This window comes from Polynucleobacter sp. AP-Kolm-20A-A1, assembly GCF_018688315.1.
GTDB lineage: Bacteria > Pseudomonadota > Gammaproteobacteria > Burkholderiales > Burkholderiaceae > Polynucleobacter.
Window position 1 is genome coordinate 1851625 of the sequence record NZ_CP061315.1, and the last position, 25414, is coordinate 1877038.

Genomic DNA, 25414 nt, shown 5'->3' on the forward strand with positions numbered 1-25414 from the left:
TTAAATTCTCTTAGACTAGCGAGCTATGGATATTACCTTGACCAGCCTTGAAACGGAGCATAGTGCGCTTCTAAAGGCCAAAATAGCCTCTCAGATCGCCTCACAGGCCGGCTGGCTGCCCTTTTCTCGCTATATGGAGATGGCCCTCTACGAGCCCGGGATGGGCTATTACAGCGCCGGAGCCCACAAACTAGGAGCTGGTGGCGATTTCACCACCGCCCCTGAATTAAGCCCCCTCTTTGGAGCGGCTATTTGCTCAACGCTCTTGCCGGTTCTTGAGGGCCTAAAGGAAAAAGGACTTCCGACACAAATTCTGGAGTTTGGTGCCGGGACTGGCAAGCTAGCAACATCCATATTGACCCGCTTAAGTGATCTTGGATTTCAATTAGACCGTTACGACATCATTGAGATTTCGCCAGACTTAGCACAACGTCAGCAAGAAAGAATTGGCGCAACTGTTAAACAACTTAATAGCAGCACTCAATGTAGCTGGCTTTCTCAGTTGCCAGAAAATTTCAAAGGCGTCATTTTGGCAAACGAAGTGATTGATGCCATTCCTTGTGATGCCATCATTTATCAAAATGGATTTTGGTATTGGTATGGCGTTTCTTTTGAGGGCGACAATCTACTTTGGAAGGCAGGCGCTCCGGTTGAGCAAAAATTGCTTCCCGAAAGCCTTCTCAGCGGAAACTTCTCAGAAGGTTATGTCACCGAACTGCACACCCCAGCAAACGCATGGATGCAACAAGTTGCCAAGCATTTAGAAGTGGGCTTATTTCTAACTTTTGATTACGGCTTTCCTGAGAGCGAGTATTACCACCCACAAAGACTTGAAGGCACCTTGATGGCTCACCATCGCCATCATGCAATTCAGGACCCGTTTCACCTGCCCGGTCTTTGTGACTTAACAACTCACGTTGAGTGGTCACAAATTGCTCGTAGTGCATTGGCTGAAAATGTAGATGATGTTTATCTCACCAACCAGGCCGCATACTTGTTAGATGCGGGCATCGGCGATATCGCCCTGGAGATTGGTGATCCGAGCGATCCAGAGACTTTTCTACCAATCTCAAACTCCTTGCAAAAGTTATTGTCTGAGGCGGAGATGGGCGAACTCTTTAAGGCATTTGCGTTTTCTAAGAATTTAGAAAGTTTGCTGCCCGGCCATGTGCTTGAGGATCTGCCAGGTTTACGCGGCAGAAATCGACTATAGATTTTTGCTTAGCTCTCTAGAGCCGCGGTAATTGCAGCCAATCTGGCAGATTCAAATGCGCTGCCAATACGCTCGCCATTGGATCTGTCTTCCGCAGCAACGCCAGCAATAATTTCTGCTGAATTGATTGCCTGTGCGTTGCGCATCGCTTTCATTAAAGGCGAGACTTTTAGCCCTAAATTTTCTGCAAGATTCAATATTGCCTGACTGCGATCTGGCTTGCGCCAAACATCAGCGCGATTAAACCAAGCCAAAATATCTACTGCTTGATAAGAGTAATTAGGGTGTTGATTTATTAATACTCCCAGATCACTAAATATTTCACTGAAATCTCTCACTTCAATTGGCATGCGGACGCAATCAGCCCACGAACGAATTTCCTTGTCCGGCAAATCCATCAACGCAATGGCACAGCGCTCTTCTAGACTATTGCCAGCCAATGAAAAATGCGCGATCAAGGCTTCACGGAAAGGCTCTTCAGCCAGCTTGGCAGTCAACGCAGCCGGCAATATCGCGCTAGCGGCACCAGTATTTAACAAGACCTGGAATAGATGCATGGGTTTGGCAGCAACTAAACCTCTGGCTAACTCCTGCCAAATACGCTCTGCTGATAACGCATTTAATTCACCAGACTGAACAATTGCCTTAAGAGCGATCAATGTTTCTTCTGCAACAGTAAATTCTGGAAAGCGAGCAGCAAAGCGAGCAATTCTCAATAGACGCAATGGATCTTCAGCAAATGCATCAGATACATGTCGAAATACCTTGTGGGCTAAATCCTCTTGGCCGTTATACGGATCAATAATGGGGCCAAATTGTTTGCCATCATCGCCAACCTCTTGCGCCATTGCATTAATCGTTAAATCACGACGCTCTAAATCTTGCTCTAAGGTGACGGAGGGATCGGCATAAAAATGAAAGCCTTTATAACCTTTTCCGGTCTTACGCTCAGTACGCGCAAGCGCATACTCTGCTTGCGTCTCTGGATGTAAAAAGACCGGAAAATCTTTGCCAACAGGTCGAAAGCCTTTAGCAACCATCTCTTCTACGCTGGAGCCCACTACAACATAATCAATGTCGTGCACGGGCAAACCCATGAGGGTGTCCCTAATGGCTCCGCCGACAGCGTAAATCTTCATTACTGCATACCCTCTAGGCTGCGGCGACTCATCTTAAATACTTCAGTCAACGCGTCAACGCCATTTACCGGCAAGGTATTGGGCAATTTCATCGAGGCAATATTGTCACGAGACATTAAAGTTGGTCCTGGCAAGAATTCAAAAGCTAGCGCCTGCAGATAGCCTACAAAGGCTGGAACCGGAATAATCGCACAAGATGTTTTCACTTTACGCGCAGCAAAATCAACAATTTCTTTCATGGTGTAAACCGTTGGGCCTACCAGATCATAGGACTGATGAATTGTTTGCGGCATGCTTAATGATTTTACAAATGCACTCGCAACATCATCTACGCTTACTGGCTGAAATTTAGCCTGATGATTTGCTAAAGGCATTGCTGGAAATAACTTAGTCAATTTAGAAAATAAGTTAATAAATTGATCTTGGGCACCAAAGATGACTGAAGGCCTAAAGATAGTCCAATCAAGAGAGCTAGCCTTAACAGCCGCCTCGCCGTCTCCCTTGCTACGTTGATACATAGATGGGCCTTGGGAATCTGCGCCTAGCGCACTCATGTGCAAATAGCGCTTTAGACCATGCAACTGCATTGCCGTCATAATATTTTTTGGCAACTCCACATGCGCCGCCCTAAACACTTTTCCATAAGGTTTAGCAGGCCTATCGTGAAGCACGCCAACCAAATTAATCACAGCGCCATTTGGTTTGATGCGCTCACAAAGACTCTGTAATTCATCAAACTCATGAATATCGGCTTCCTCAACATGCACTTTAGGTAGCATGCGCAATTCGCGTGCCGCACCTAAATGGCTGGTTGGGACCAAGACAGAATAGCCAGCAAGCTGAAGTTGCGCAGCAATCACTCGCCCCACAAATCCATTGCCGCCAATCAGAAGAATGTCATATTTCATCAGAAGCTTTCTTTGCTTGCGTAGAAGTCGATTGTTTAAGGGAGCTCAGATTGAGTGGCGGCCTTAGGTGTAATCACACCTAAGCGTTGTTTTAAAGATTGCGTCTGACCATTCATCACCGATGAATAGTAACTTGCGTTGGAGAGAACATTCTTTACGTAGACTCGAGTTTCCGTAAACGGAATAGTCTCAGCAAAAATTGCTCCCTCGGTTGGGCCTGATAACTTTTCACGCCAAGCCTTTGATCGAGAAGGTCCTGCGTTATAGGCGGCAGAAGCTAAAACCCAAGAACCATCTAGGTCTACGAGAACCATATTTAAATAATTACTACCCAAGATCAAATTGGTGTTGGTATCGCTTAACTTGTCATTGGTGTAGTTGGTCATGCCAATTTTCTTAGCTACATACTTGGCAGTGTTCGGCATTACTTGCATTAATCCAGACGCACCCACGGAAGACGCTGCATTCATGATGAAGCGGGATTCTTGGCGAATCAGCCCATAAGCCCAGGCAAGATTCAAATCAATCTGTCGTGCAATCGGTGATAGCTCTTCTTTATACGGAGTTGGATAGCGCAGGCTAAAGTCATGCTCTTGCTTTGTACGATCAGCAGTATTAACAACGCGGTCATAAAGATTGATCCGCTTTGCATACTCTGCAGCAGCCAATAATTGCTTATCGGTCATATTGCGCAATTCCCAATTCCACTCGCGATTACCCTCGAAGCGAAGATTCATGGCATACAAGCGCTCGCCGCGAATGAAGCCTTTGCGACTTGCCATTGCATCAATTTCTTGTTCGCTTACTTTGGTTCGAGCAGGCGCATGATTAGATCTACCCAACTCTTCACGAGCAAGTTGGCCATAAAAGTTATATTGATCAGCAATCAACTCAAAACTCTCTTTGGCTTTTGCGTCTTGTCCCTCTGCCTTTAGCGCGCGACCATACCAGTAGGTCCATGCCGGATCTTTGCTGCGTACTGCAGGGTTCATGCCATCAATCGCATTCTTTACCAAAACCCAATCTTTCGCGCGCAAGCCTGCACGCACCTTCCACTCTTGGGATTCAGTTGAAAGCAATTCGTTATAACCTAGCTCTTGTTGCATGCGATAAGCGTCATCTGCATTGGGGTCTAGTTTCTTAGCCAGAAATTGTCCGATCACGCCCCATGCAACAGCTTGATTCTCTTTGCTATAACGCGAAGCGTTTTGCGAGAAGTCGCGATACGCTTTCGCTGGATCTGCTTTAGCTGCTTTCACAATATCGGCAATAGGATCTTCACCACCAAGTCGGCGTGACATGGTGTCAAAGCCACGTTCGCTTGCAGCGCGGCCGATCGCCTTCGCTTCGCTTGGACTCATTCCACCAGCAGCAACGAGTGACGGCACCAACTCCTGACATGCCTGACCAAAATAACCTGGGTCCAACAAAATAGCTCTTGAGTCCATTGCTAATTTGGTCGGATTCTCGCCCTGGGATAGCTTTGACAACAACGAGTAGCACTTCACTTGCGTATCGTCATCCAAAACAAACTTAGCGTACTCGGCATCAAAGCGTGCCCAGTCCTTGCGCTTTCCTAAAACCAAAAGCCAATCATTACGCATTCGGTCAGCCAAGGCTGTCCCTTGATATTGATTTAAAAATGCAACCACTTGAGAGTCAGCACTGTAATCACCTCGCGCAGCACCTGCGCTATCAAACAATTGTGGTTTGATGCGGAAATAAGTTACATAGTCATCAAATGGGTAACCCACCAAATTAGAAGACAACTGCTGAGTTCGGAATACATCGTTCTTTTTCGCAGCTTCGCGCAAATCAATAAACATCCGATCGGTATCAGTAATTTCGGCTGGCGCCGCCTTACTTTCATAAGACTTGGGCAAAGTTGGCTTTTTGGACTTTTCCGCAAACGCATTTGGAAAGTACAAGGTTAGACCCAAAATCAGCGTTGTGATCCATGCACGGGATTGCCATTGAAGAATTTCAAACTGCTTTTTCACTATCTAACCTTATCTGTAATTACTGAGTGTTATCTTATTTGCTATATCTTCTAATTTTCGCCTGATAATGCTTGATATGCACGAGAATTCGCCAAAATCTCTTCGTCAAAATTTACTAAAGCAACGTACTGCGTTTGCTGCTGAGCAAAATTACGCTCAAATGCAGGCCGACCTCATTGATCACTTAAATCAACTGCTTTTAGAAGAAGGTAGCTCATGGCAATCTGTTGCCCTCTATTGGCCCATTCAAGATGAAGTCGATTTGCGCTCTACTTTGCTAGCCTGGGTCAAAAAAGCCCCCCAGCGAACTCTAGCGCTGCCATTTGCTCGTCCTGATAAACATCTCGATTTTTATCAATGGCTACAGGGGGATCAATTGATTCCTAGTAAGCATGGTGTACCAGAGCCGGACCCCGATAACGCCGAAAGACCACTTAGCAGGCCAGACTGCATTCTCATCCCCTGTGTTGGCTGGTCCAGCTCAACAATAGCCGGCAAAAAGCATTACTGGCGTTTAGGGTATGGCGGCGGATATTTTGATCGCACCTTGGCCGAACTCAGAAAGAAAAATCCCAAGCTAGTTTGCATTGGGATTGGTTTTGATTGGCAAGAACTTAATGATGATCAGTGGTCAGCGCAGACTCATGATGAACCACTAGATATGCTCCTGACGGAGTCTGGGCTATACAGCTAGATTACTTCGTTAAGTCTAGATTGTCTGCAATGGCCAAAACAGCATCGGCCTGGTTTAACGAGTAGAAGTGAATGCCAGGAGCGCCCGCAGTTAATAGCTGATCACATAAATCTGTCACAACCTCTTCGCCAAATGCGCGGATAGAAGCAACGTCATCTCCATATGACTGAAGACGTAAACGAATCCAGCGTGGAATTTCAGCACCACACGCATCGGAAAAACGCAGCAGCTGAGTGCTATTAGTAATCGGCATAATACCGGCGATGATAGGCTGAGTTACACCAAGATCGTATGCCTCATCCACAAAGCGGAAATAAGCATCGCTGTTATAAAAATACTGGGTAACGGCTGAATTTGCACCCGCCTTCATTTTCTGCACAAAGAAATCCACATCGCTCGCAGGTGACTTTGCCTGGGGATGCGTCTCTGGATATGCGGCTACATCAATATGAAACCAATCACCCGTTTCTGCGCGGATAAATTCAACCAACTCATTGGCATGGTGAAACTCGCCGTACTGACCCATGCCAGATGGCAAGTCGCCACGCAAAGCCACAATTCGCTTCACGCCTAAAGCTTGGTACTGCTTCAACATTTCACGCACGCTTTCACGTGAGCTACCAACACAAGATAAGTGTGGAGCAACGGCTGCACCAGCAGCATGAATATCGCTCACTACCTTTAATGTGCCAGACTGAGTAGAGCCGCCGGCACCAAAGGTCACGGAATAAAACGCAGGCTTGAGCGTTTCACTAAAGCGCTCGCGCACAAGATGCAACTTACTCTCACCTTCAGGTGTTTTAGGAGGAAAGAATTCGACGCTTAATTCCATGATTTTGGGCCTAGGTATCTATTGAACAGTGATTGGATTAATAACGATAGTGGTCAGCCTTGTATGGGCCTTCCTTCGTTACGCCAATGTAGGAGGCCTGCTGATCAGACAACACAGTTAACTCCGCATTGAGAGTCTTGAGTTGTAAGCGTGCAACCTTCTCATCTAAATGCTTAGGCAATGTGTAAACACCGATTGGGTATTTATCTGTACCTACAGCATTCCACAGTTCAATTTGGGCGATCACTTGATTTGCAAATGAAGAACTCATCACGTATGAAGGATGTCCTGTACCGCAGCCGAGATTAACCAAGCGACCTTTAGCCAAAATGATGATGCGCTTTTCAGGCTTGCCATTGCTTGCTGGGAAAATCACATGGTCAACCTGTGGCTTAATCTCTTCCCACTTATATTTTTCAATACCAGCAACATCGATCTCATTATCAAAGTGGCCGATGTTACAAACGATGGCTTGATTCTTCATCTTAGCCATGTGGTCATGTGTAATCACGTGGTAGTTACCAGTTGCAGAAACAAAGATGTCTGCTTTATCAGCGGCGTAATCCATTGTTACAACGCGGTAGCCTTCCATCGCAGCTTGCAATGCGCAGATTGGATCTACTTCAGTCACCCAAACTTGAGCAGACAAAGCACGCAACGCTTGCGCTGAACCTTTACCCACATCGCCGTAGCCACAAACAACCGCAACTTTACCCGCCACCATCACGTCAGTAGCACGCTTAATCGCATCCACTAAAGACTCGCGGCAACCATAGAGGTTGTCGAACTTGCTCTTAGTAACAGAGTCATTTACGTTGATTGCTGGGAATTTCAAGTCGCCTTTAGCAAACATTTGATACAAGCGATGCACGCCTGTCGTTGTTTCTTCAGTAACACCCTTTACTTTTTCCAAGCGTGTTGAGTACCAAGTTGGGTCTTGTGCCAATTTTTTCTTAATAGCAGCAAACAGAATAGTTTCTTCTTCGCTGGTTGGATTATTCAAGCAAGCTTGATCCTTTTCAGCACGGGCACCGAGGTGCAACAACAAAGTCGCATCGCCACCGTCATCCAAAATCATATTGGTGTAGCCGCCATCAGCCCACTCAAAAATACGATGCGTAAAGTCCCAGTATTGCTCAAGGGTTTCACCCTTGATTGCAAATACTGGCGTGCCGTTGGCAGCGATTGCAGCAGCAGCATGATCTTGTGTAGAGAAAATATTGCATGATGCCCACTGCACTTCAGCACCAAGTGCCTCAAGTGTCTCGATCAACACGGCAGTTTGAATGGTCATATGCAATGAGCCAGTAATGCGTGCGCCACGCAATGGCTGCTGTGAAGCAAACTCGTCACGAATGGCGATCAGGCCAGGCATCTCTGTTTCAGCAATAGCGATTTCTTTACGACCGAAGTCAGCCAAAGAAATATCAGCAATTGCGCAACGAGTCGCTACAAAGTTATTTAAATCAGAAACGGTATTCATTAATGCTCCAGCTAAATACGACCCAATGCTGGAGTAGAAACTCGCTAGCCATTGAATCATGGGTTAGCGAGCGCGGTTGCAATTAGCAAACTCCGGGGATTACCTTAGAGCCCACTCCCTTCAAGCCTGGGGAAGTGCTGGGTCTCAGCATTCCTTGCAACGCTCCTTGAAGGTATGCCGTAATTGTAAACAATTACGGCATATTTCGCCTCAATACACCTACAAACTGCGAATTTCCTTCTTACAGACCTGCTGCTGCACGTAATGCAGCCGCTTTATCTGTTTGCTCCCAAGTAAATTCTGGCTCTTCGCGACCAAAGTGGCCGTAAGCAGCAGTCTTTTTATAAATTGGGCGCAAGAGATTGAGCATCTTCACGATGCCTTTTGGACGCAAGTCAAAGTGCTCAGAAACCAATTGAGCAATCTTTTCATCCGAAATCTTGCCTGTACCAAAGGTGCTCACCATTACTGAAGTTGGCTTAGCAACACCAATCGCATAAGAAATCTGAATCAAGCACTTGCTTGCCAAACCAGCAGCAACCACGTTCTTCGCGACATAACGTCCAGCGTATGCAGCAGAGCGGTCAACCTTAGAAGGATCTTTACCAGAGAAAGCGCCACCGCCGTGAGGGGCTGCGCCACCGTAGGTATCAACAATAATTTTGCGGCCAGTTAAACCGCAATCGCCTTGTGGGCCGCCGATAACAAAACGACCTGTTGGGTTAACCAAGAAATTAATGGCGCCTTTGATCAAATGCTTTGGCAATACTGGTTTGATGATTTCTTCGATCACTGCTTCACGCAATTTCTCAAGAGAAATATCTTCATCATGCTGAGTGGAGAGCACAACAGTATCGATAGAGTCAGGCTTGCCATCCACATAACGCAAAGTTACTTGTGACTTCGCATCAGGACGCAACCAGTTCAAACGACCATCGCGACGTAACTGTGATTGACGCTCAACCAATCGGTGCGACAAATGAATTGGTAAAGGCATGAGCTCTGCCGTCTCATCACAAGCGTAACCAAACATTAAGCCTTGGTCACCAGCGCCTTGATCTAAGCCGTCATCATGCGCCTTATCAACACCTTGAGCAATATCAGGGCTTTGCTTGTCATAAGCAACCAATACCGCACAACCTTTGTAGTCGATGCCGTAATCAGTGTTGTCGTAACCAATTTCACGCAAGGTATTGCGTGCAACTTGAATGTAGTCAACATTAGCGTTGGTAGTAATTTCACCAGCCAAAACTACTAAGCCGGTATTACATAAAGTTTCTGCTGCCACACGCGCTGTTGGATCTTGAGCCAGGATGGCATCGAGAATCGAATCAGAGATTTGGTCTGCTACTTTATCGGGGTGACCTTCAGAAACTGATTCTGAGGTAAAGAAGTAATCGTTTGCCATTGCATTCCTTAAGTTATTAACACGATCTTGGGACAACTCACGTGCCAGGAACCACAACGGCGACGCTTTAGCAGAATTTATGAATCGCTCTGCAAGTTGTCTTAACTCAGCGATGTGAAGATTTTATCCGGAAATTGCCCTATTGAGCAAGGGCCACTGAAATCCACACACCAAGAGCGGCATTGAATATCATTGGGGGGTGCGAAAATTCTTACTTAAGTTCAGCCTCGATGCAATTGCTGCCCTTCCCCTTGCGCTAGTGCAAGCAATTGGGGCTTTTTTGGGCATTCTGGCTTACATCGGCTCAAAACAATACCGCTCACTCTTTCGCCCCCAATATGAAGCTGTAGTGACTGCCCGAGGCCTGCCATTTAAGCTGTGGGCCGCAGTTAGAGCCTCTGGAATGCTGTTTTCAGACAGCTTATGGATTTGGCGCAATCCCAAAAAGGCATTGGAGATCACCAAAGTCAATAACTGGGATGTTGTGCAGAACGCAATGTTAGAAGGCAAAGGAATCATTATTCTCTGCCCGCATTTAGGCGGTTTTGAAATCATCCCCCGCTATCTTGCAAATCATTGTCCGGCAACAATCATGTATCGCCCCTCTCGCCAGGAATGGCTAAACGAATTAGTTGAAGAAGGTCGCGCTTACCCAAATATGCATTTTGTTCCAACCAACTTGAACGGCGTAAGACAAATGACGCGCGCCCTCTCTAAGGGGGAGGCAATCGCCATTCTTCCCGATCAAGTCCCAAGTGGTGGCGACGGTATTTGGATCGATTTTTTTAATCGCCCCGCCTACACCACCACTCTGCCAATTCGCCTTGCAAAGCGTCATGACACGCCAGCACTGATGTTTACAGCAAAAAGGCGTGGGCTCGGCAAAGGATGGGTCATTGATGTTCGGCGCCTGGATTCTTTTTCAGATGACGCCAATCACGCAGGCAGAGAATTAAATGCGGCGATTGAGAATGCCATCATGGTTGCTCCAGAACAATTTATTTGGTCATATAACCGCTACAAGCACCCCGCCGGCGCAGAATTGCCCCCAAGCAATTAGTTATAAAATTTTGTAATGGCCTGGTTACAAAACCTTTTCAATTTTTTGGCGCTCAGCCTTTTGCGCCTCTTTGCCTTTCTGCCTTACACCATCACCGTACACGTGGGCTATGGTCTTGGGTGGCTTGCAGCTCACATTCCAAACGGCCGAACCCATGTTGTGAAAACCAATTTGCGCCTATGTTTTCCTAAGCTTAGCGAAAAAGAAATTAATGATCTTGCAGTTGAGCACTGGAAACTTTTTGGTCGCAGCGTATTAGAAAGAAGTCGCATTTGGCTTGGAAGCGGCAAACAAATTACTGACATTGTGACAATCAAATCAGCCATTACTCTGGGCGATCGAAAGCCACGTCTTTTAATCAATCCTCACTTTGTGGGACTTGAGGGCGGCTTCATGGCGTTATCAGTATTAGCCAGTCAACATGACTGGCCGCGTGGCGCAGGCCTGTATCAAAACATGAAGAATCCATTCTTTAATCAAAAAATGATTGAGTGGAGAAATCGTTTCGGCGGCAAGTCAATTGAAAGGCAAAGTCGCTTGCGTGATCTCATTCGCGAAATTCAAACAGGCAACTTTATATTTATTGCTCCGGATATTGACTTGGGTCCGCGTGACTCCGTCTTTGTTCCTTTCTTTGGTGTACAAACCAACACTATCACCTCAGTATCGCGCCTGGCAAGACTTAGTGGGGCAGAGGTCTGCCTGATGACAACCACACTAAACAAAGATCGTAAGGGCTACACCTGTCATATCAGCGAACCTTTGCCAAACTTTCCAAGCGATGACGTAGAAAAAGATACTGCGCGCTTAAATCAATACATCGAAGAACTTGTTCGCGAAAGACCGGCAGAGTACTATTGGGTACACAAGCGCTTTAAACATAGACCGCCTGGCGAACCCAGTCTTTACGATTAAATGGAAATATTTTGAGCACCAATACAAGCAACCTAGTACGCAAGTTACGCTTCACCAAAATGCATGGTGCTGGCAATGACTTCATTGTGCTCAATGGTATCGACCAAGATCTCAGCGGCATTACGCGCGAGCAATGGCAAGCATTAGCTCATCGTCAATTTGGTATTGGAGCCGATCAAATTCTTATCGTAGAAAAATCTACACGCCCAGATGCCGATTTTCGCTATCGCATTTTTAATGCAGATGGCGGTGAAGTGGAGCAGTGCGGCAACGGCTCTCGTTGCTTTGTGCGTTTTGTATTAGATCAAGGTCTATCCAATCAAAATCCCTTACGAGTAGAAGTTGCTCATACCGTTCTGACTCTTAAATCTCATCCCGATGGTCAGGTTGAGGTGGATATGGGCGCACCAATTTTTGAACATAGCCTTATTCCATTTAATGCAAACGGTTTGGCAAGTGTTCAAGAGCTTCAGGAAACTCTGTATGCGCTTCCTCTAAATCAACCCGCTACACATGACAGTTTTGTTGGTGTTCTTTCTATGGGCAACCCGCATGCTGTGCAAGTAGTTGGCGATGTGGATAGCGCACCAGTCCTTGAAGAAGGCCCTGAAATTGAAAAGTTTGCCGCGTTTCCTAAAAAGGTAAACGTAGGCTACCTACAAGTAATTCATCGCAATGAAGTGAAATTGCGCGTGTTTGAACGTGGCGCTGGAGAAACCTTGGCTTGCGGCACTGGCGCTTGCGCAGCCGTGGTTTCTGGCATTCGCAGAGGTCTTTTGGATTCACCGGTGAAAGTACGCACACGCGGTGGAGACTTACAGATAGCCTGGGGTGGAATTGTTGATGACGTTATTCAGCCTGTCATCATGACTGGTCCTGCCGTCACCGTCTTCGAAGGCGAAACAACAATCTAAATGCCGTATTTTTCGCGGTAGGCTTTTACTGCTGGCAAATAATTGGTCAACTGGGCATCGCTTGAAGAAGTTAAAAAAGACATTAGCCCGGCCAAGTTTGCAATTGCAATGACTGGCAAGCCAAATTCTTGCTCTACTGCCTGTACAGCAGACTTATCTCCAATCTCAACAGCATTCCCCGAGCGCTCCATGCGATCAAGCGCAATAAGTACTGCTGCCGGCTCTGCACCGGCACCACGAATAAGGTCCACCGACTCTCTCACTGAAGTGCCCGCTGAAATCACGTCATCAATAATGACCACTCTTCCTTTAACTGGCGCGCCAACCAACATACCGCCTTCGCCGTGATCTTTTGCTTCTTTGCGGTTATAGGCATACGGCACATTAATGCCGTTATCTGCCAAAGCAATTGCTGTGGCAGCAGCAAGCGTGATTCCCTTATATGCAGGGCCATACAGCATATCGAACTGAATATTCGACTCTTGTAAGGCCTTGGCGTAATAACGGCCCAAGGCGCTCAAGCGAGCCCCATCATTAAATTCGCCTGCATTAAAGAAATAAGGTGAGAGTCTTCCGGCTTTAGTTTTAAACTCCCCGAAGGACAAAACCTTTGCCTCTAAGGCAAAACGAATAAAGTTATCTTGATTTGAATTATTTGAGCTCATAGGCCTACATGTTACGCATCATTTCAGCGAACCTCAACGGTATCCGTTCCGCAGTCAAAAAAGGCTTTCTGCCGTGGGCAGTTCAGCAAAAAGCAGACTTCATTTGCATGCAAGAGCTCAAGGCCCAGCGCGATGATCTAGAGGATGCCATCCTCAATCCAGATGGAATGCATGGCTTTTTCCATCACGCAGAAAAAAAGGGCTACAGCGGCTGCGGCATTTATACCCCCCATAAGCCAGATGAAGTTTTGTATGGGTATGGCAATGAGGAGTTTGATGCTGAAGGGCGTTATGTAGAAGCGCGCTTTAAAGGGCTTGCCGTCATTTCGGTCTATATGCCCTCAGGCTCAAGCTCACCAGAGCGCCAAGAGGCCAAATATCGCTATCTCGATAGCTTTTTGCCACACCTCATATCCCTTAAAAAATCTGGGCGTGAAATCGTACTTTGCGGCGACGTCAACATTGCACACCAAGAAATTGATCTGAAAAACTGGAAAGGCAACCTCAAAAATTCAGGCTTTTTGCCTGAAGAGCGCGCATGGCTCACCAATCTTTTTAACAAAGTTGGTTATGTAGACGTTTACCGTCAGCTCGAGCCTGAGGCAACTGAGAGCTGTTACACCTGGTGGAGTAATCGCGGCCAAGCCTATGCAAAAAATGTAGGTTGGCGCATCGACTATCAAATCAGCACACCAGGTATTGCGGCCGCCGCCAAAAAAACTGCTGTTTACAAAGATGAGAAATTTTCAGATCACGCACCACTCACAGTGGACTACGACTGGAAGCTTTAAAAACTTCAGAGGAAATTACTCCCCTTCTTTTTTAATCTGAACAATCTTGAAATGAATCGTCGCCCAAATTAAGAGCAGAACTGGGGCGCCAATAATGGCGGTGCCATAGAAGAAAGCTTGGTACCCAAAGTTATCAACAAACACGCCCGAGAATCCCGCCAACCATTTAGGCAAGAGCAGCATCATCGAGCTAAACAACGCGTACTGTGTTGCTGAGTAGCGAATGTTCGTTAGCGAAGATAAGAAAGCAATGAATGCAGCGCTTGCAATGCCTGAGCTTAAGTTGTCTGCTGAGATCACCCAAATCAAACCATGCAGATCATGGCCTTGCGTTGCAAGCCAGGCAAATAATAAGTTGCTAACTGCTGATAATACTGCGCCAACAAAGAGAATCCGCAAAACACCAAAACGCAGTGTGAGCACACCCCCAACAAAAGCGCCCACTAAAGTCATCACTACGCCGAATACTTTGCTCACAGCAGCTACTTCATCTTTGGTGTAGCCCATATCAACATAAAATGGATTAGCCATGATGCCCATCACTACATCGCTAATGCGATACACGGCAATTAAAGACAGAATCAAAACGGCATGCCAGCGATAACGTGTAATAAATTCTGCAAATGGTTCAACTAGGGTTTGATAAAGCCATGCTTTTGCAGTGCGTACTTGTGCCAACTCATATCTAGCAGGCTCCTTACTTAACAAGGTTGTTATTACACCAACGCCAATTGATGCCGCCATACAAAGATAAGCAAATTGCCACGCACCCGCGTCATATCCAGCGCCTGTTTCAGCCCGTGCAGCAAGCCAGAGAACGCCGGCACCAGCCCAAATTAACGCAAGTCGATATCCGGTTTGATAGGTAGCAGCTAAGGCGGCCTGATGGTCGCTGTTAGCCGATTCAATACGAAAAGCATCTAATGCAATATCTTGAGTGGCAGAACCAAACGCAACTAGTAACGCACACCAAACAATGGAATTTAAGGCGAGCTTAGGATCTAGTGTCGACATCCCAACAAGGCCCAAAATAATGAGCGCTTGTGCAAACAGCAACCAGCTTCGACGACGTCCAAATAACTTAGTCAATAAAGGTATTTGTAAACGGTCTACGAGAGGCGCCCAAACCCACTTAAAGGCATAGATCAAGCCTACCCAAGTTAAATAGCCGATAGTGCTGCGATCAATTCCCGCCTCTCGCAACCAAAAGCTCAGCGTTCCGAGAATCAGCAATAAAGGAAGGCCCGCAGAGAAGCCCAAGAAGAGCATGCGCAAACAAGGCCATTCGAGATATACCCGAAAGTCTTTTAGCCACGACTGCACTACATTCAGTAGCTTGTTAGGCACGACGAATACGGAATAAAGCAAGACTGCCAAATAGGTTTGACATCAAGGTAACTTGGCGACCTTCATGCAAGATGCATTGATCAATCACCTTCAGACCAAGGCTTGAAGCTAGCTTCTCAAAGTCGGCAACAGTTAATACACGTACGTTTGGTGTGTTGTACCACTGATAAGGCAAGCTCTTAGAAACTGGCATGCGGCCCAGACCAACAGCGAGGCGATGAGACCAATGTCCAAAGTTTGGAAATGAAATAACAGATTCTCTTCCAACGCGAACCACTTCACGCAAAATCTTTTCAGTTTGATGAATCGTTTGCAATGTTTGCGACAAGACTACCGTATCAAAACTATCGTCTTCAAAGAGCGCTAAGCCGCCCTCTAAATCTTGCTGAAGCACATTCAAACCTTTTTGAACGCATGACAGTACTCGCGCATCATCAATTTCTACGCCATAGGTATGAACTGGTTTTTGTTTCTGCAAAAACTCTAAAAAGCTACCATCACCGCAACCAAGGTCAAGCACTTGGGTATTCGGTGCAATCCAATTGGCAATAGCAGCAAAGTCGGCGCGCTTATTCAAATTACTCATGATTGAGACTCGCACATCTGCTTAAAGTAAGCGCGCACCAAATTATGGTAACGCTCATCATCCAATAAGAATGCATCATGCCCATGCGGTGCATCAATCTCTGCATAGGTAACTTCGCTCTTATTGCTTAACAAAGACTGAACAATTTCGCGACTTCGATTCGGCGGGAAGCGCCAGTCAGTTGAAAAGCTGACCACCAAAAACTTAGCCTGCACTTCTGCCAATGCACGATTCAGACTGCCATCAAAGCGACGTGCAGGATCAAAGTAATCAAGTGCACGAGTAATTAATAAGTAGGTGTTTGCATCAAAGTAAGTTGAAAACTTGTCGCCCTGATGGCGCAAGTAACTTTCAACCTCAAATTCGACATCAAAACTAAATCGATAATCATTTGACTCGCCATTTGGGCGTTGTAGTTCACGTCCAAATTTTTCAGCCATATCATCATCAGAAAGATAAGTAATGTGGCCGACCATGCGAGCCAAACGTAAGCCGCGCTTTGGCACAACACCATGCTCGTAATAGTTGCCACCATGAAAATCTGGGTCGGACAATATGGCATTGCGCGCCACTTCATTGAACGCAATATTTTGGGCGCTCAGTTTTGGGGTCGACGCAACAACTACGCAGTGCTCTAGACGCTTAGGAAACTGAATGGCCCAAGCCATTGCCTGCATGCCACCCAAACTACCGCCCATAACTGCAGCAAATTTTCGAATGCCTAACTTATCGGCTAAGCGAGCTTGTGTATTAACCCAATCTTCAACCGTTACAACCGGAAAGTCGGCACCGTAAGGCTTGCCAGTCGCTGGATTAATGCTCATTGGTCCAGTAGAACCAAAGCAAGAGCCTAGATTATTGACGCCAATAACAAAGAAATGGTTGGTGTCTACCGGCTTGCCGGGGCCAATCATGTTGTCCCACCAGCCGATATCTTCTGGATCTTCAGGACTTGGGCCGGCTACATGGTGCGATGCATTTAGTGCATGACATACCAATACCGCATTACTTTTATCCGCGTTGAGTTTGCCGTAAGTTTCAATGACTAAATCGTAGCCAGACAACATGGCGCCACTCTGCAAAGGCAGGGGCTCGGCAAAATGAATAGTATTTCTAGAGAGGTGTAGCTCGCTCATTCTGACAGGAGAAGGCGCAAACTAACATCGGAGGCTTCGGTCGGCAACTTCTTAAATCCGCTACGGGCAAAGCGATGCCAACGGCCCAAAACAAAACTCATCAACATGGCAGCGCGGATGCTGACTTCTTCCTGGCCCAGCTGTGCCCAGTTACCACCTTGGGTTTGAGCAATGCGCAATGCCTGCTTTAGAGACGCTTCAACGCGATCTAGGACCTGAGTGATGCGCTCTTGTAAACGGTCATCCTCTTGCAATAAGGCATCGCCTAATAAAACGCGAGTCATACCAGGATTCTTTTCTGCAAAGAATAAGAGCATTTGCAAGATGCCACGCGCCTGCGCAAGACCAGACTCTTCCTTCTGATTAATTTGATTAATTAATCCGAAAACTGTTTGCTCAATAAAAGAAATCAACCCTTCAAACATCTGCGCCTTGCTTGCGAAGTGGCGATAAAGAGCCGCCTCAGATACTTCAATCTTCGCCGCCAAGGCCGCAGTAGTAACGCGCTCGCCCTTTGGGTTTTGCAGCATCTCAGCGAGCACTTGCAGAATCTGTAAACGACGCTCGCCTGGACGTGGGCGCTTACGGGCCTTACCAGCGTCAGCAGTGCTGTCGTTAATATCTGTTGGCTCTAAAGATTCACGCATACTTATCTACTTATCTACTTATCTCGAGCGGATCATCGTGCCGAACGCTTGCTCGGTCAGAATTTCTAGCAATAAAGAATGTTCAATTCGGCCATCAATGATGTGCACTGAATTCACGCCGCTCTTAGCTGCATCTAACGCAGAAGAAATCTTTGGCAACATGCCGCCAGAAATCGTGCCATCGGCGAACAATGCGTCAATTTCTCGCGCAGTTAAATCTGTCAGCAACTTGCCATCCTTATCCATCACGCCAGGAATATTAGTCATCATGACCAACTTCTCTGCATGCAGAATTTCCGCCATCTTGCCGGCAACCAAGTCCGCATTAATGTTGTATGCCTGACCTTCTGCACTAAAGCCAATCGGAGAAATCACGGGAATAAAGGCATCGTCCTGCAATGCTTTAACAACTGCAGGGTTAATTGCCTCAATTTCACCCACAAAACCGATATCTACTTTTTTACCCGGCTCTGTATCGCTCGGAATCATCATTTTCTTAGCGTGTATGAGTCCGCCGTCTTTGCCGGTCAAGCCAACAGCTTGGCCACCAAAGTGGTTAATTAACATCACAATATCTTGTTGCACTTCACCGCCCAGAACCCACTCCACTACTTCCATGGTTTCTTCATCGGTCACGCGCATACCTTGAATAAAGGTACCGGTCTTGCCGATTTTCTTAAGGGCTTCATCAATTTGTGGGCCGCCGCCATGAACCACAACCGGATTCATGCCAACTAATTTCAACAAAATGACATCGCGCGCAAAACTTTCTTTGAGGCGCTCTTCAACCATGGCATTTCCGCCGTACTTAATCACGATGGTCTTGCCGTGATACGCGCGGATATAAGGCAAAGCCTCAGCAAGAATCTCCGCCTTTAATAAAGGAGAGATATCACTAATGGTGGGTAAATGCTTAGTCATTGCTACTTAAATTTTATTCGCCAAACAATTTTTGACGGAGTTCACGACGCTCTTGAGCCTCAAGAGATAAATTGGCTGTAGGCCTTGCAATTAAACGGTTCAGGCCAATTGGCTCGCCAGTTTCTTCGCACCAACCGTAATCGCCAGACTCAATGCGTGCCAACGCTTGTTCTACTTTTTTCAACAACTTACGCTCGCGATCACGAGTGCGTAATTCCAGTGCATGCTCTTCTTCAATCGTTGCACGATCAGCAGGATCTGGAACCAAAATATTTTCACGTAGATGCTCAGTGGTCTCGGATGCATTTTTCAAAATGTCATCCTTAAGGGTGAGTAATTTTTGACGGAAAAAATCCAACTGGGCAGCACTCATGTAGTCCTTCTCGGACATCTTGAGCAATTCCGCTTCAGTTAATGGAGCACCTTTTGCAACTTTGGCGCTCGCAGCTTTGCTGCTAGCTTTTGCAGCGGTCGCTGGTTTTGTTGCTGTTTTTACCGTCATCTCATTCTTTCCTGGTTTGAAGCATTATTGCCTCATTCTGCCAAACTTTTACAGCCTTTATTAATATTGACCGTGGCGGCGGATTGTACCCGAATCTTTCTAGGCCAAACATCCCTCAAGCCCAGCCAGTAGGGTGTCTTTAGGCAAATCAATGCCAATAAACACCATACGGGTTTGCTTAGGTTCTGCACCCCAAGGACCGGCTAAATCGCTACCCATCATCTGATGAACCCCCTGGAACACCACTTTTCGGCTGCTTCCCTTCACATAGAGCACGCCTTTATAGCGCAGCATCTTCTCGCCAAAGACCTCCAAAATGCCGCCAAGGAAGTCTTCCAATTTTTTGTGATTAAAGGGTTTATCACTACGAAAAACGAAGGACTGAATGCGGTCTGTATGGCCAGCATGCCCATGATGGTGATGGTGGTCATGACTATGATCATGGCCGCAGGTGCTGTGATCGTGATCATGGCTATGGTCGTGGCCACAATGCTCGTGGTCATGGTCATCCTGCTCCAAGAAATGGGGGTCAATATCCAGCTTAGCGTTCAGATTGAAGCCCTTGAGGTCCAAAACGGCATTTAATGGCACCACGCCCTTAGAAATGCCTGCAATAGGCGCTCTTGGGTTCATATGCATTAGACGATTGCGCAAAGCGTCTACCTCTGCAGGGCTGACTAAATCTGTTTTGGTAATAAAGATCTGGTCGGCAAAACCAACTTGGCGCTGCGCCTCTTCGTGTTCATTCAGCTGCTGCTGGCCATGCTTAGCATCCACTAAGGTGACTACAGCGTCTAGGACGTAATGGTCAGCAACATCATCATCCATAAAGAAAGTCTGGGCCACTGGGCCTGGATTGGCTACGCCTGTGGTTTCAATCACTACGCGATCAAAACTAATTTTCTTGTCTTTGCGCTGCTCCCAAAGCTCATTAAGGGCCTCTACAAGATCTCCACGAATGGTGCAGCAAATACAACCATTGCTCATTTGCACAATGTTCTCTTGGTTGTCTTGCACCAAGATATCGTTATCAATGTTTTCTTCGCCGAATTCATTCTCGATCACGGCAATTTTTTTGCCATGTTCTTCAGTCAGAATGTGTTTGAGCAAAGTCGTTTTGCCGCTTCCTAGGAAGCCCGTCAAAATGGTTACCGGAATTAATGCCATGGATGATCCAATCAAAATCTAAAAGCCAACATTTCCCAAAGCGGGAAACCTTCTATATTACCGAGTTCCTCAGTCTTTGCCAGCCTTTGCACGAGGATGCGCTTTATCGTATGCCTGAGCTAGGTGCTGAAAATCTAAGGACGTATAAATCTGGGTGCTAGCAATGCTGGCATGCCCCAACATCTCCTGGACAGCTCGTAAATCTTGGGAAGATTGCAAAACATGGCTTGCAAAACTGTGGCGCATCATATGCGGGTGTACATGAGTGGGCAATCCTGCGCGCATCGCTAGAGTACGCAGCCGCGCCTGTACGGTGCGAGGGGACAAACGCTTACCTGTAGCAGACAAAAATAAAGCTATCGACTCTTGGGCATAGGTGCCCGCATCACGCAACTCTCGCCATGCTGCAAGAGACTGCATTGCAGGCGCACCCACTGGAACAGAGCGGCGCTTACCGCCCTTACCCAAAACCGTTACCTCAGCAGCATCCCAATCTAGCCATCCCGCAGATTCATGTTGGCGATCTTTGCTCTGCATGACATCAATCCCCAAAAGCTCTGAAAGACGCAAGCCGGAGGAATAAAGCAAATCAATAATGGCCGCATCGCGAATCGATTCCAAATCCTTTTTTTCTTCAGCTTCTTTGACAGCTTGATTTACAAGGGAAAGCGCCTGCTCTACAGATAGCGCCTTAGGCAAGGACTTTAAGCGCTTTGGCGCCTTCACGTCATCAACAGGATTGGCAATTAAATTACCAGTTACCTTACCCGCACGTGCATCACGCTTCGCATCTTTTTCAGTAAGCCAGTCATACCAGCCACGCCATGCAGAAAGTGCTCTTGCAATACTTCTCGAGGACTTACCTTTGGAATGTAGTCGGCCAGCCCATCGACGCACATGACCATTGCCAACTTTTAATAACTCAACACCATCTTCTAGAGCGAAATTTTGTAAGTCGCTTAGATCCATGCCATAGGCTTTGAGCGTATGGGGCGAGAGTTGACGCAGCACATGCAATTCATGCAAATACTCTTGCATGAGTGGATGAAGATCAGTCGCCTTTAATTTCATAAGCCTGGATGCGATCCAAAGCTGCAGCAGTTAATTCAGCGATCTGGCGCAAATAGAATGCGCCCATATCGGCCGTAAAGCGAGACTCGTCTTTGCTCGCCAACAGCAATACCGCAGGAGATTGGGTGGCGCCAACGCTCTTGCCCAAAGGAAGGCCAATCGCCACCATGCTTTGCCACTCAGGCTCAATTGTGGTTTGGCTTGCTAATAGATCCACGCTGGCAGCGGCCAACTCCTTAGCCGAGCCGCAAAGCGGTGTATCTACCCATGGACCAAAAGCAGAATTGGGCGACAACAATTGCGCGGACTCCACCTCAAACACCTCGGCCAAGCCGGAGGTGATTGCTGATTCCACATCAGCTTTATTGTTGGCCTTCATTAAGCGCAGCAACCAAGCAACCAAACTTTGTTGCGTTTTATCGTTGCGACTACCGAAATGCAGCATCTCGCTAAGACGACGATTGAGTTCCTGGTTCTGCGTACGCAATACCGTCATCTGACGTTCTTGCAAAGAGATTGTGCGATCCTCATGTGGATGCTTAATCCGAATCTCATTAAAGAGATCAGCGTAGCGCTCAAAAAATCCTGGGGTTACGCGTAACCACTCAGCAACCAACTCTTCTTGTTCTGCTTGCTTTGGATCTATTGCACTCATCAGTTTCTTTCTAAATAGTTTCTTTTATTAGCTAAGTTTTTTACGCAGAAGCTCATTCACTTGACCAGGATTTGCTTTACCTTGAGAGGCCTTCATGATTTGACCTACCAATGCATTGAAGGCTTTTTCTTTGCCTGAGCGGAACTCTTCAACCGATTTCTGGTTGGCCGCCAAGACTTGATCAATGATGGCCTCAATCGCGCCGCTATCGCTAATTTGCTTCAGGCCTTTTACCTCAATCACTTGATCAACAGTGCTAATGGTTTTGCCTGCAACAGCTTCTTCCCAAAGAATCGCAAAAATATCTTTAGCGATCTTGTTGGAGATAGTCCCATCAGCCACACGCGTCAGCAAAGGCGCTAAGTGCTCAGCTTTTAATGGCGCATCACTCATTGCAATGCCAGCACGATTTAATGACGATGCAAGCTCACCGGCAATTAAATTAGCAGCTGCTTTTGCTAATGGCTTGCCAACGATTGCCAATAGATCTTCAAATACTTTTGCAGTATCGCGGTCTTGGGTGAGCAACTGTGCGTCGTATGCACTTAAACCAAACTCGCTTTGCCATTGTTCGCGCAATTGTGCAGGCAGAGCAGGCATCTTGCTACGAACATCTGCAATCCAAGCATCGTCAATCACTACTGGCAATAAATCTGGGTCTGGAAAATAGCGATAGTCATTGGCATCTTCTTTGCTACGCATGCTACGAGTTTCACCACGATCGGGATCGTATAAGCGCGTTTCTTGAACTACAGTACCGCCATCTTCAATCAACTCAATCTGACGCCGCACCTCATACTGAATCGCCTCTTCCAAAAAGCGGAAGGAGTTCAAATTCTTAATTTCGCAACGAGTGCCAAACTCCGCTTGACCCTTAGGGCGAACGGATACGTTGGCGTCGCAACGGAAGGAGCCTTCTTGCATATTGCCGTCACACACCCCTAACCAAACTACCAGGCCGTGTAGGGCTTTGGCATAAGCAACGGCTTCAGCAGCACTGCGCATTACTGGTTCGGTCACGATTTCTAATAGAGGTGTGCCAGCGCGGTTTAAATCAATGCCGCTTGAGGGTTCGCCATGGGGGCCAGTAAAGCCTTCTTCATGGACTGATTTACCAGCGTCTTCTTCCATATGAGCACGAGTGAGCTCAACCACCTTGACTTCGTCGCCCACCAGGATTTCAAGATGGCCGCCGACCACAACCGGAATTTCCATCTGGCTAATTTGATAGCCCTTAGGTAGATCGGGGTAGAAATAATTCTTACGCGCAAAAATACTTGCTGGAGAAATCTTTGCATTGACTGCCAAGCCAAAACGAATTGCATGCTCTACAGCCTGACGATTAAGCACAGGCAAAACGCCGGGCAATGCTAGATCAACTGCACATGCTTGTGTATTTGGTTCTGCACCAAAGCGCGTGCTTGCTCCGCTAAAAATCTTGGATTGTGTTTGCAACTGTGCGTGGGTCTCTAGACCAATAACGACTTCCCATTGCATCATGCCACCTCGCTTGCTTGACGCAAATGCCAATCACTGGCCTGCTGATATTGATGAGCCACTTGCAATAAGCGCGCTTCTGAAAAATAGTTGCCGATGAGTTGCATGCCAATAGGTAAGTTATTGGTATTAAATCCGCATGGGACACTCATTGCTGGCAGACCCGCTAAGTTCGTTGAGAGCGTATAAATATCTTCTAAGTACATTTGCACCGGGTCTTTTGATTTCTCGCCCAGGCGCCAGGCCACATCAGGGGCTACGGGCCCCAAGATCACATCGCATTGATTAAATGCGGCCTGAAAATCTGCCGCAATAATGCGACGAATTTTTTGTGCCTGTAGATAGTAAGCATCATAGTAACCATGACAAAGAACGTAGGTTCCAATCATGATGCGGCGCTTTACTTCAGAACCAAAACCTTCGGTGCGTGACTTCGCATACATGTCGCCAAGGTCACGATATTCATTCGCACGATATCCATAGCGCACGCCATCAAAACGACTCAAATTACTTGATGCCTCGGCCGGCGCCAAGACGTAATAGACCGGAATAGATAACTTGGTTTTTGGCAGACTCACTTCAATAAGTGTGGCGCCTAAGTTTTCCAAAAGCTTCGCTGCTTCATTGACTGATTTAGCAACATCACTTGCCAAACCTTCTGCGAAAAATTCCTTTGGCAAACCAACGCGCAAACCTTCCAGCGGTTTTGCAGAATTTGTGCTGCCTTCATTCCAGGCTTGATTGAGATAACGACCGTAGTCCTCGCCAGAGTCGGCCAAGGAAGTGGAGTCACGCGAATCATGAGATGACATTGCGGACAAGAGGAGCGCGCAGTCTTCCGCAGTCTTACCCATCGGACCAGCTTGATCGAGTGAGGAGGCATAGGCAATCATGCCGTAACGAGACACGCGCCCGTAACTGGGCTTAATTCCGGTCAAACCACAAAATGCCGCTGGCTGGCGAATCGAGCCACCGGTATCGGTTCCTGTGGCGATGGGCGCTAAACCTGCTGCAACTGCTGCAGCAGAGCCGCCTGAAGAGCCGCCTGCTACGTGGGCCGCATTCCAAGGATTTAATACTGGTCCAAAGGCAGAATTTTCATTAGACGAGCCCATTGCAAACTCATCCATATTGGTCTTACCAAGACAGACCATGCCGGCACCATGGGGATTGTTTTCATCTGGAATACCCAAATTAGCAACCACGGTAGCGTCGAAAGGGCTTTGATATCCAGACAAGATTTTGGAGGCGGCAGTCGACTTCCAACCACGCGTTACAAAGACATCTTTATGCGCAACAGGGATACCAGTCAATTTACCAGCCTTCCCAGAAGAAATTAACTGATCCGCCTTATTTGCTTGCTCTAAGCTTAAGTGAGCATTCACATCAAGGTAAGCATTCCACTGTTTTCCAGCCTCAATGCGGTCCAAAAAGTACTGGGTCAACTCGGTGCTAGAAACCTCTTTTGCAGCAAGCGCTTTTGCCATTAAGGCGATAGGGGTCTTGTGCCAACTCATTCGATCACCCTTGGAACCAGGAAGTAGCCGTCCTGCTGCGCAGGGGCTGATTGCATATTTTCGGAGCGATGATCTGACTCGGTAACTTGGTCAGCGCGCATGGGCTGGGCCAAATCACGCAAAAAGAGGATCGGATGGGCCAAAGGCTCAAGTCCGGTTGTATCAACGGCCTGCATTTCCTCGACCAAGGAAAAAATAGCCTGCAATTGAGGCAAAACTGCCTCGGCTTCTGCCTGATTTAACTCAAGCCTAGAAAGGTGCGCAATGCGCTGGACATCATCAAGTTTCATGGGGCGCTAGAGTATCATTCCTATATATTTTCATTAACACTTTCTATTTTCCCACT

Annotated in this window: 25 protein-coding genes and 1 riboswitch; of the genes, 6 read left to right on the plus strand and 19 right to left on the minus strand. The window is 47.0% G+C overall.

Features of this window, described 5'->3' with window-relative positions:
• The first annotated feature begins 25 nt into the window (after positions 1-25).
• Positions 26-1213, plus strand: a complete 1188-nt coding sequence (locus tag C2745_RS09260; RefSeq protein ID WP_215384305.1) for a class I SAM-dependent methyltransferase — start codon at positions 26-28, stop codon at positions 1211-1213.
• A gap of 8 nt (positions 1214-1221) precedes the next feature.
• Here the strand turns inward: C2745_RS09260 and C2745_RS09265 are convergent, their stop codons facing one another.
• Genes C2745_RS09265 through C2745_RS09275 form a run of 3 tightly spaced genes read right to left on the minus strand, consistent with a single transcriptional unit; the run spans position 1222 to position 5260 of the window.
• Entirely contained in the window at positions 1222-2352 is a 1131-nt protein-coding gene (locus C2745_RS09265; RefSeq protein ID WP_215384306.1) for a polynucleotide adenylyltransferase, read from the minus strand.
• Positions 2352-3260: a complex I NDUFA9 subunit family protein gene (locus C2745_RS09270; protein WP_215384307.1), complete on the minus strand. Its 909-nt coding sequence runs from the start codon at positions 3258-3260 to the stop codon at positions 2352-2354. The genes C2745_RS09265 and C2745_RS09270 overlap by 1 nt, the downstream gene beginning before the upstream one ends.
• 35 nt (positions 3261-3295) lie before the next feature.
• Positions 3296-5260 (minus strand): lytic transglycosylase domain-containing protein, encoded by a 1965-nt coding sequence (locus C2745_RS09275; protein ID WP_251368329.1) that lies wholly within the window; start codon positions 5258-5260, stop codon positions 3296-3298.
• 67 nt (positions 5261-5327) lie between these two features.
• Here C2745_RS09275 and C2745_RS09280 point away from each other — a divergent pair, with 67 nt between their 5' ends.
• Positions 5328-5954, plus strand: a complete 627-nt coding sequence (locus C2745_RS09280) for a 5-formyltetrahydrofolate cyclo-ligase (RefSeq protein WP_215384308.1) — start codon at positions 5328-5330, stop codon at positions 5952-5954.
• 1 nt (position 5955) lies between these two features.
• Here the strand turns inward: C2745_RS09280 and metF are convergent, their stop codons facing one another.
• The 3 genes from metF to metK all read right to left on the minus strand — a co-directional run bounded on the left by metF (position 5956) and on the right by metK (position 9677).
• Positions 5956-6786, minus strand: a complete 831-nt coding sequence (metF, locus tag C2745_RS09285) for a methylenetetrahydrofolate reductase [NAD(P)H] (protein WP_215384309.1) — start codon at positions 6784-6786, stop codon at positions 5956-5958.
• A gap of 37 nt (positions 6787-6823) precedes the next feature.
• Complete coding sequence (ahcY, locus tag C2745_RS09290; RefSeq protein ID WP_215385676.1) at positions 6824-8269, minus strand: adenosylhomocysteinase; 1446 nt, start codon at positions 8267-8269, stop codon at positions 6824-6826.
• A gap of 61 nt (positions 8270-8330) precedes the next feature.
• Positions 8331-8443: riboswitch (S-adenosyl-L-homocysteine riboswitch) on the minus strand.
• A gap of 67 nt (positions 8444-8510) precedes the next feature.
• Positions 8511-9677 carry a methionine adenosyltransferase gene (gene metK / locus C2745_RS09295; RefSeq protein ID WP_068319810.1) on the minus strand — a complete coding sequence of 389 codons (1167 nt, stop codon included), beginning with the start codon at positions 9675-9677 and terminating at the stop codon, positions 8511-8513.
• 199 nt (positions 9678-9876) lie between these two features.
• On the opposite strand from metK, the gene C2745_RS09300 reads away from it, so the two are divergent.
• The 3 genes from C2745_RS09300 to dapF are packed head-to-tail and all read left to right on the plus strand — an operon-like array spanning position 9877 to position 12566.
• Positions 9877-10737: a lysophospholipid acyltransferase family protein gene (locus C2745_RS09300; protein ID WP_251368330.1), complete on the plus strand. Its 861-nt coding sequence runs from the start codon at positions 9877-9879 to the stop codon at positions 10735-10737.
• Positions 10738-10752: 15 nt separating this feature from the next.
• Entirely contained in the window at positions 10753-11652 is a 900-nt protein-coding gene (locus C2745_RS09305; protein WP_215384310.1) for a lipid A biosynthesis acyltransferase, read from the plus strand.
• Between the two features lie 59 nt (positions 11653-11711).
• Entirely contained in the window at positions 11712-12566 is an 855-nt protein-coding gene (dapF, locus tag C2745_RS09310; protein WP_215385678.1) for a diaminopimelate epimerase, read from the plus strand.
• Here the strand turns inward: dapF and pyrE are convergent.
• Complete coding sequence (gene pyrE, locus C2745_RS09315; protein WP_215384311.1) at positions 12563-13231, minus strand: orotate phosphoribosyltransferase; 669 nt, start codon at positions 13229-13231, stop codon at positions 12563-12565. The two genes, dapF and pyrE, sit on opposite strands and share 4 nt — an antisense overlap.
• A gap of 8 nt (positions 13232-13239) precedes the next feature.
• Between pyrE and C2745_RS09320 the strand changes: the two genes are divergently transcribed.
• Positions 13240-14022, plus strand: coding sequence for an exodeoxyribonuclease III (locus C2745_RS09320; protein WP_215384312.1), 783 nt, complete (start codon positions 13240-13242; stop codon positions 14020-14022).
• Between the two features lie 15 nt (positions 14023-14037).
• On the opposite strand, the gene C2745_RS09325 is transcribed toward C2745_RS09320, so the two are convergent.
• The 12 genes from C2745_RS09325 to gatC form a co-directional block, all read right to left on the minus strand.
• A complete protein-coding gene (locus C2745_RS09325) occupies positions 14038-15369 on the minus strand; it encodes an MFS transporter (protein WP_215384313.1) in 1332 nt (443 codons plus the stop codon).
• Complete coding sequence (metW, locus tag C2745_RS09330; protein WP_215384314.1) at positions 15362-15955, minus strand: methionine biosynthesis protein MetW; 594 nt, start codon at positions 15953-15955, stop codon at positions 15362-15364. The genes C2745_RS09325 and metW overlap by 8 nt, the downstream gene beginning before the upstream one ends.
• A complete protein-coding gene (locus C2745_RS09335) occupies positions 15952-17091 on the minus strand; it encodes a homoserine O-acetyltransferase (protein WP_215384315.1) in 1140 nt (379 codons plus the stop codon). The genes metW and C2745_RS09335 overlap by 4 nt, the downstream gene beginning before the upstream one ends.
• Positions 17088-17738, minus strand: coding sequence for a nucleoid occlusion factor SlmA (gene slmA, locus C2745_RS09340; RefSeq protein ID WP_215384316.1), 651 nt, complete (start codon positions 17736-17738; stop codon positions 17088-17090). The genes C2745_RS09335 and slmA overlap by 4 nt, the downstream gene beginning before the upstream one ends.
• A gap of 18 nt (positions 17739-17756) precedes the next feature.
• Positions 17757-18659 (minus strand): acetylglutamate kinase, encoded by a 903-nt coding sequence (gene argB / locus C2745_RS09345; protein WP_215384317.1) that lies wholly within the window; start codon positions 18657-18659, stop codon positions 17757-17759.
• Between the two features lie 13 nt (positions 18660-18672).
• Positions 18673-19050, minus strand: a complete 378-nt coding sequence (gene dksA, locus C2745_RS09350) for an RNA polymerase-binding protein DksA (RefSeq protein WP_172457147.1) — start codon at positions 19048-19050, stop codon at positions 18673-18675.
• 210 nt (positions 19051-19260) lie between these two features.
• Complete coding sequence (locus C2745_RS09355; RefSeq protein ID WP_215384318.1) at positions 19261-20328, minus strand: GTP-binding protein; 1068 nt, start codon at positions 20326-20328, stop codon at positions 19261-19263.
• Between the two features lie 69 nt (positions 20329-20397).
• Positions 20398-21399, minus strand: a complete 1002-nt coding sequence (locus C2745_RS09360; protein ID WP_215384319.1) for a tyrosine recombinase XerC — start codon at positions 21397-21399, stop codon at positions 20398-20400.
• A complete protein-coding gene (locus tag C2745_RS09365; RefSeq protein ID WP_215384320.1) occupies positions 21380-22054 on the minus strand; it encodes a DUF484 family protein in 675 nt (224 codons plus the stop codon). The genes C2745_RS09360 and C2745_RS09365 overlap by 20 nt, the downstream gene beginning before the upstream one ends.
• A 27-nt stretch (positions 22055-22081) precedes the next feature.
• On the minus strand, positions 22082-23554 hold the full coding sequence (gene gatB / locus C2745_RS09370) for an Asp-tRNA(Asn)/Glu-tRNA(Gln) amidotransferase subunit GatB (protein ID WP_215384321.1): 1473 nt from the start codon (positions 23552-23554) through the stop codon (positions 22082-22084).
• Complete coding sequence (gene gatA, locus C2745_RS09375; RefSeq protein WP_215384322.1) at positions 23551-25068, minus strand: Asp-tRNA(Asn)/Glu-tRNA(Gln) amidotransferase subunit GatA; 1518 nt, start codon at positions 25066-25068, stop codon at positions 23551-23553. Before gatA ends, gatB begins: the two co-directional genes overlap by 4 nt.
• Complete coding sequence (gatC, locus tag C2745_RS09380; protein WP_215384323.1) at positions 25065-25358, minus strand: Asp-tRNA(Asn)/Glu-tRNA(Gln) amidotransferase subunit GatC; 294 nt, start codon at positions 25356-25358, stop codon at positions 25065-25067. The genes gatA and gatC overlap by 4 nt, the downstream gene beginning before the upstream one ends.
• Positions 25359-25414: the final 56 nt, after the last annotated feature.

Bases quoted from the DNA above. Each gene is read 5' to 3' on its own strand.
- C2745_RS09260 (WP_215384305.1), top strand. From the start codon at position 26: ATGGATATTACCTTGACCAGCCTTGAAACGGAGCATAGTGCGCTTCTA.
- C2745_RS09265 (WP_215384306.1), bottom strand. From the start codon at position 2,352: ATGAAGATTTACGCTGTCGGCGGAGCCATTAGGGACACCCTCATGGGT.
- C2745_RS09270 (WP_215384307.1), bottom strand. From the start codon at position 3,260: ATGAAATATGACATTCTTCTGATTGGCGGCAATGGATTTGTGGGGCGA.
- C2745_RS09280 (WP_215384308.1), top strand. From the start codon at position 5,328: ATGCTTGATATGCACGAGAATTCGCCAAAATCTCTTCGTCAAAATTTA.
- metF (WP_215384309.1), bottom strand. From the start codon at position 6,786: ATGGAATTAAGCGTCGAATTCTTTCCTCCTAAAACACCTGAAGGTGAG.
- ahcY (WP_215385676.1), bottom strand. From the start codon at position 8,269: ATGAATACCGTTTCTGATTTAAATAACTTTGTAGCGACTCGTTGCGCA.
- metK (WP_068319810.1), bottom strand. From the start codon at position 9,677: ATGGCAAACGATTACTTCTTTACCTCAGAATCAGTTTCTGAAGGTCAC.
- C2745_RS09305 (WP_215384310.1), top strand. From the start codon at position 10,753: ATGGCCTGGTTACAAAACCTTTTCAATTTTTTGGCGCTCAGCCTTTTG.
- dapF (WP_215385678.1), top strand. From the start codon at position 11,712: ATGCATGGTGCTGGCAATGACTTCATTGTGCTCAATGGTATCGACCAA.
- pyrE (WP_215384311.1), bottom strand. From the start codon at position 13,231: ATGAGCTCAAATAATTCAAATCAAGATAACTTTATTCGTTTTGCCTTA.
- C2745_RS09320 (WP_215384312.1), top strand. From the start codon at position 13,240: ATGTTACGCATCATTTCAGCGAACCTCAACGGTATCCGTTCCGCAGTC.
- metW (WP_215384314.1), bottom strand. From the start codon at position 15,955: ATGAGTAATTTGAATAAGCGCGCCGACTTTGCTGCTATTGCCAATTGG.
- C2745_RS09335 (WP_215384315.1), bottom strand. From the start codon at position 17,091: ATGAGCGAGCTACACCTCTCTAGAAATACTATTCATTTTGCCGAGCCC.
- slmA (WP_215384316.1), bottom strand. From the start codon at position 17,738: ATGCGTGAATCTTTAGAGCCAACAGATATTAACGACAGCACTGCTGAC.
- argB (WP_215384317.1), bottom strand. From the start codon at position 18,659: ATGACTAAGCATTTACCCACCATTAGTGATATCTCTCCTTTATTAAAG.
- dksA (WP_172457147.1), bottom strand. From the start codon at position 19,050: ATGTCCGAGAAGGACTACATGAGTGCTGCCCAGTTGGATTTTTTCCGT.
- C2745_RS09355 (WP_215384318.1), bottom strand. From the start codon at position 20,328: ATGGCATTAATTCCGGTAACCATTTTGACGGGCTTCCTAGGAAGCGGC.
- C2745_RS09360 (WP_215384319.1), bottom strand. From the start codon at position 21,399: ATGAAATTAAAGGCGACTGATCTTCATCCACTCATGCAAGAGTATTTG.
- C2745_RS09365 (WP_215384320.1), bottom strand. From the start codon at position 22,054: ATGAGTGCAATAGATCCAAAGCAAGCAGAACAAGAAGAGTTGGTTGCT.
- gatB (WP_215384321.1), bottom strand. From the start codon at position 23,554: ATGATGCAATGGGAAGTCGTTATTGGTCTAGAGACCCACGCACAGTTG.
- gatA (WP_215384322.1), bottom strand. From the start codon at position 25,068: ATGAGTTGGCACAAGACCCCTATCGCCTTAATGGCAAAAGCGCTTGCT.
- gatC (WP_215384323.1), bottom strand. From the start codon at position 25,358: ATGAAACTTGATGATGTCCAGCGCATTGCGCACCTTTCTAGGCTTGAG.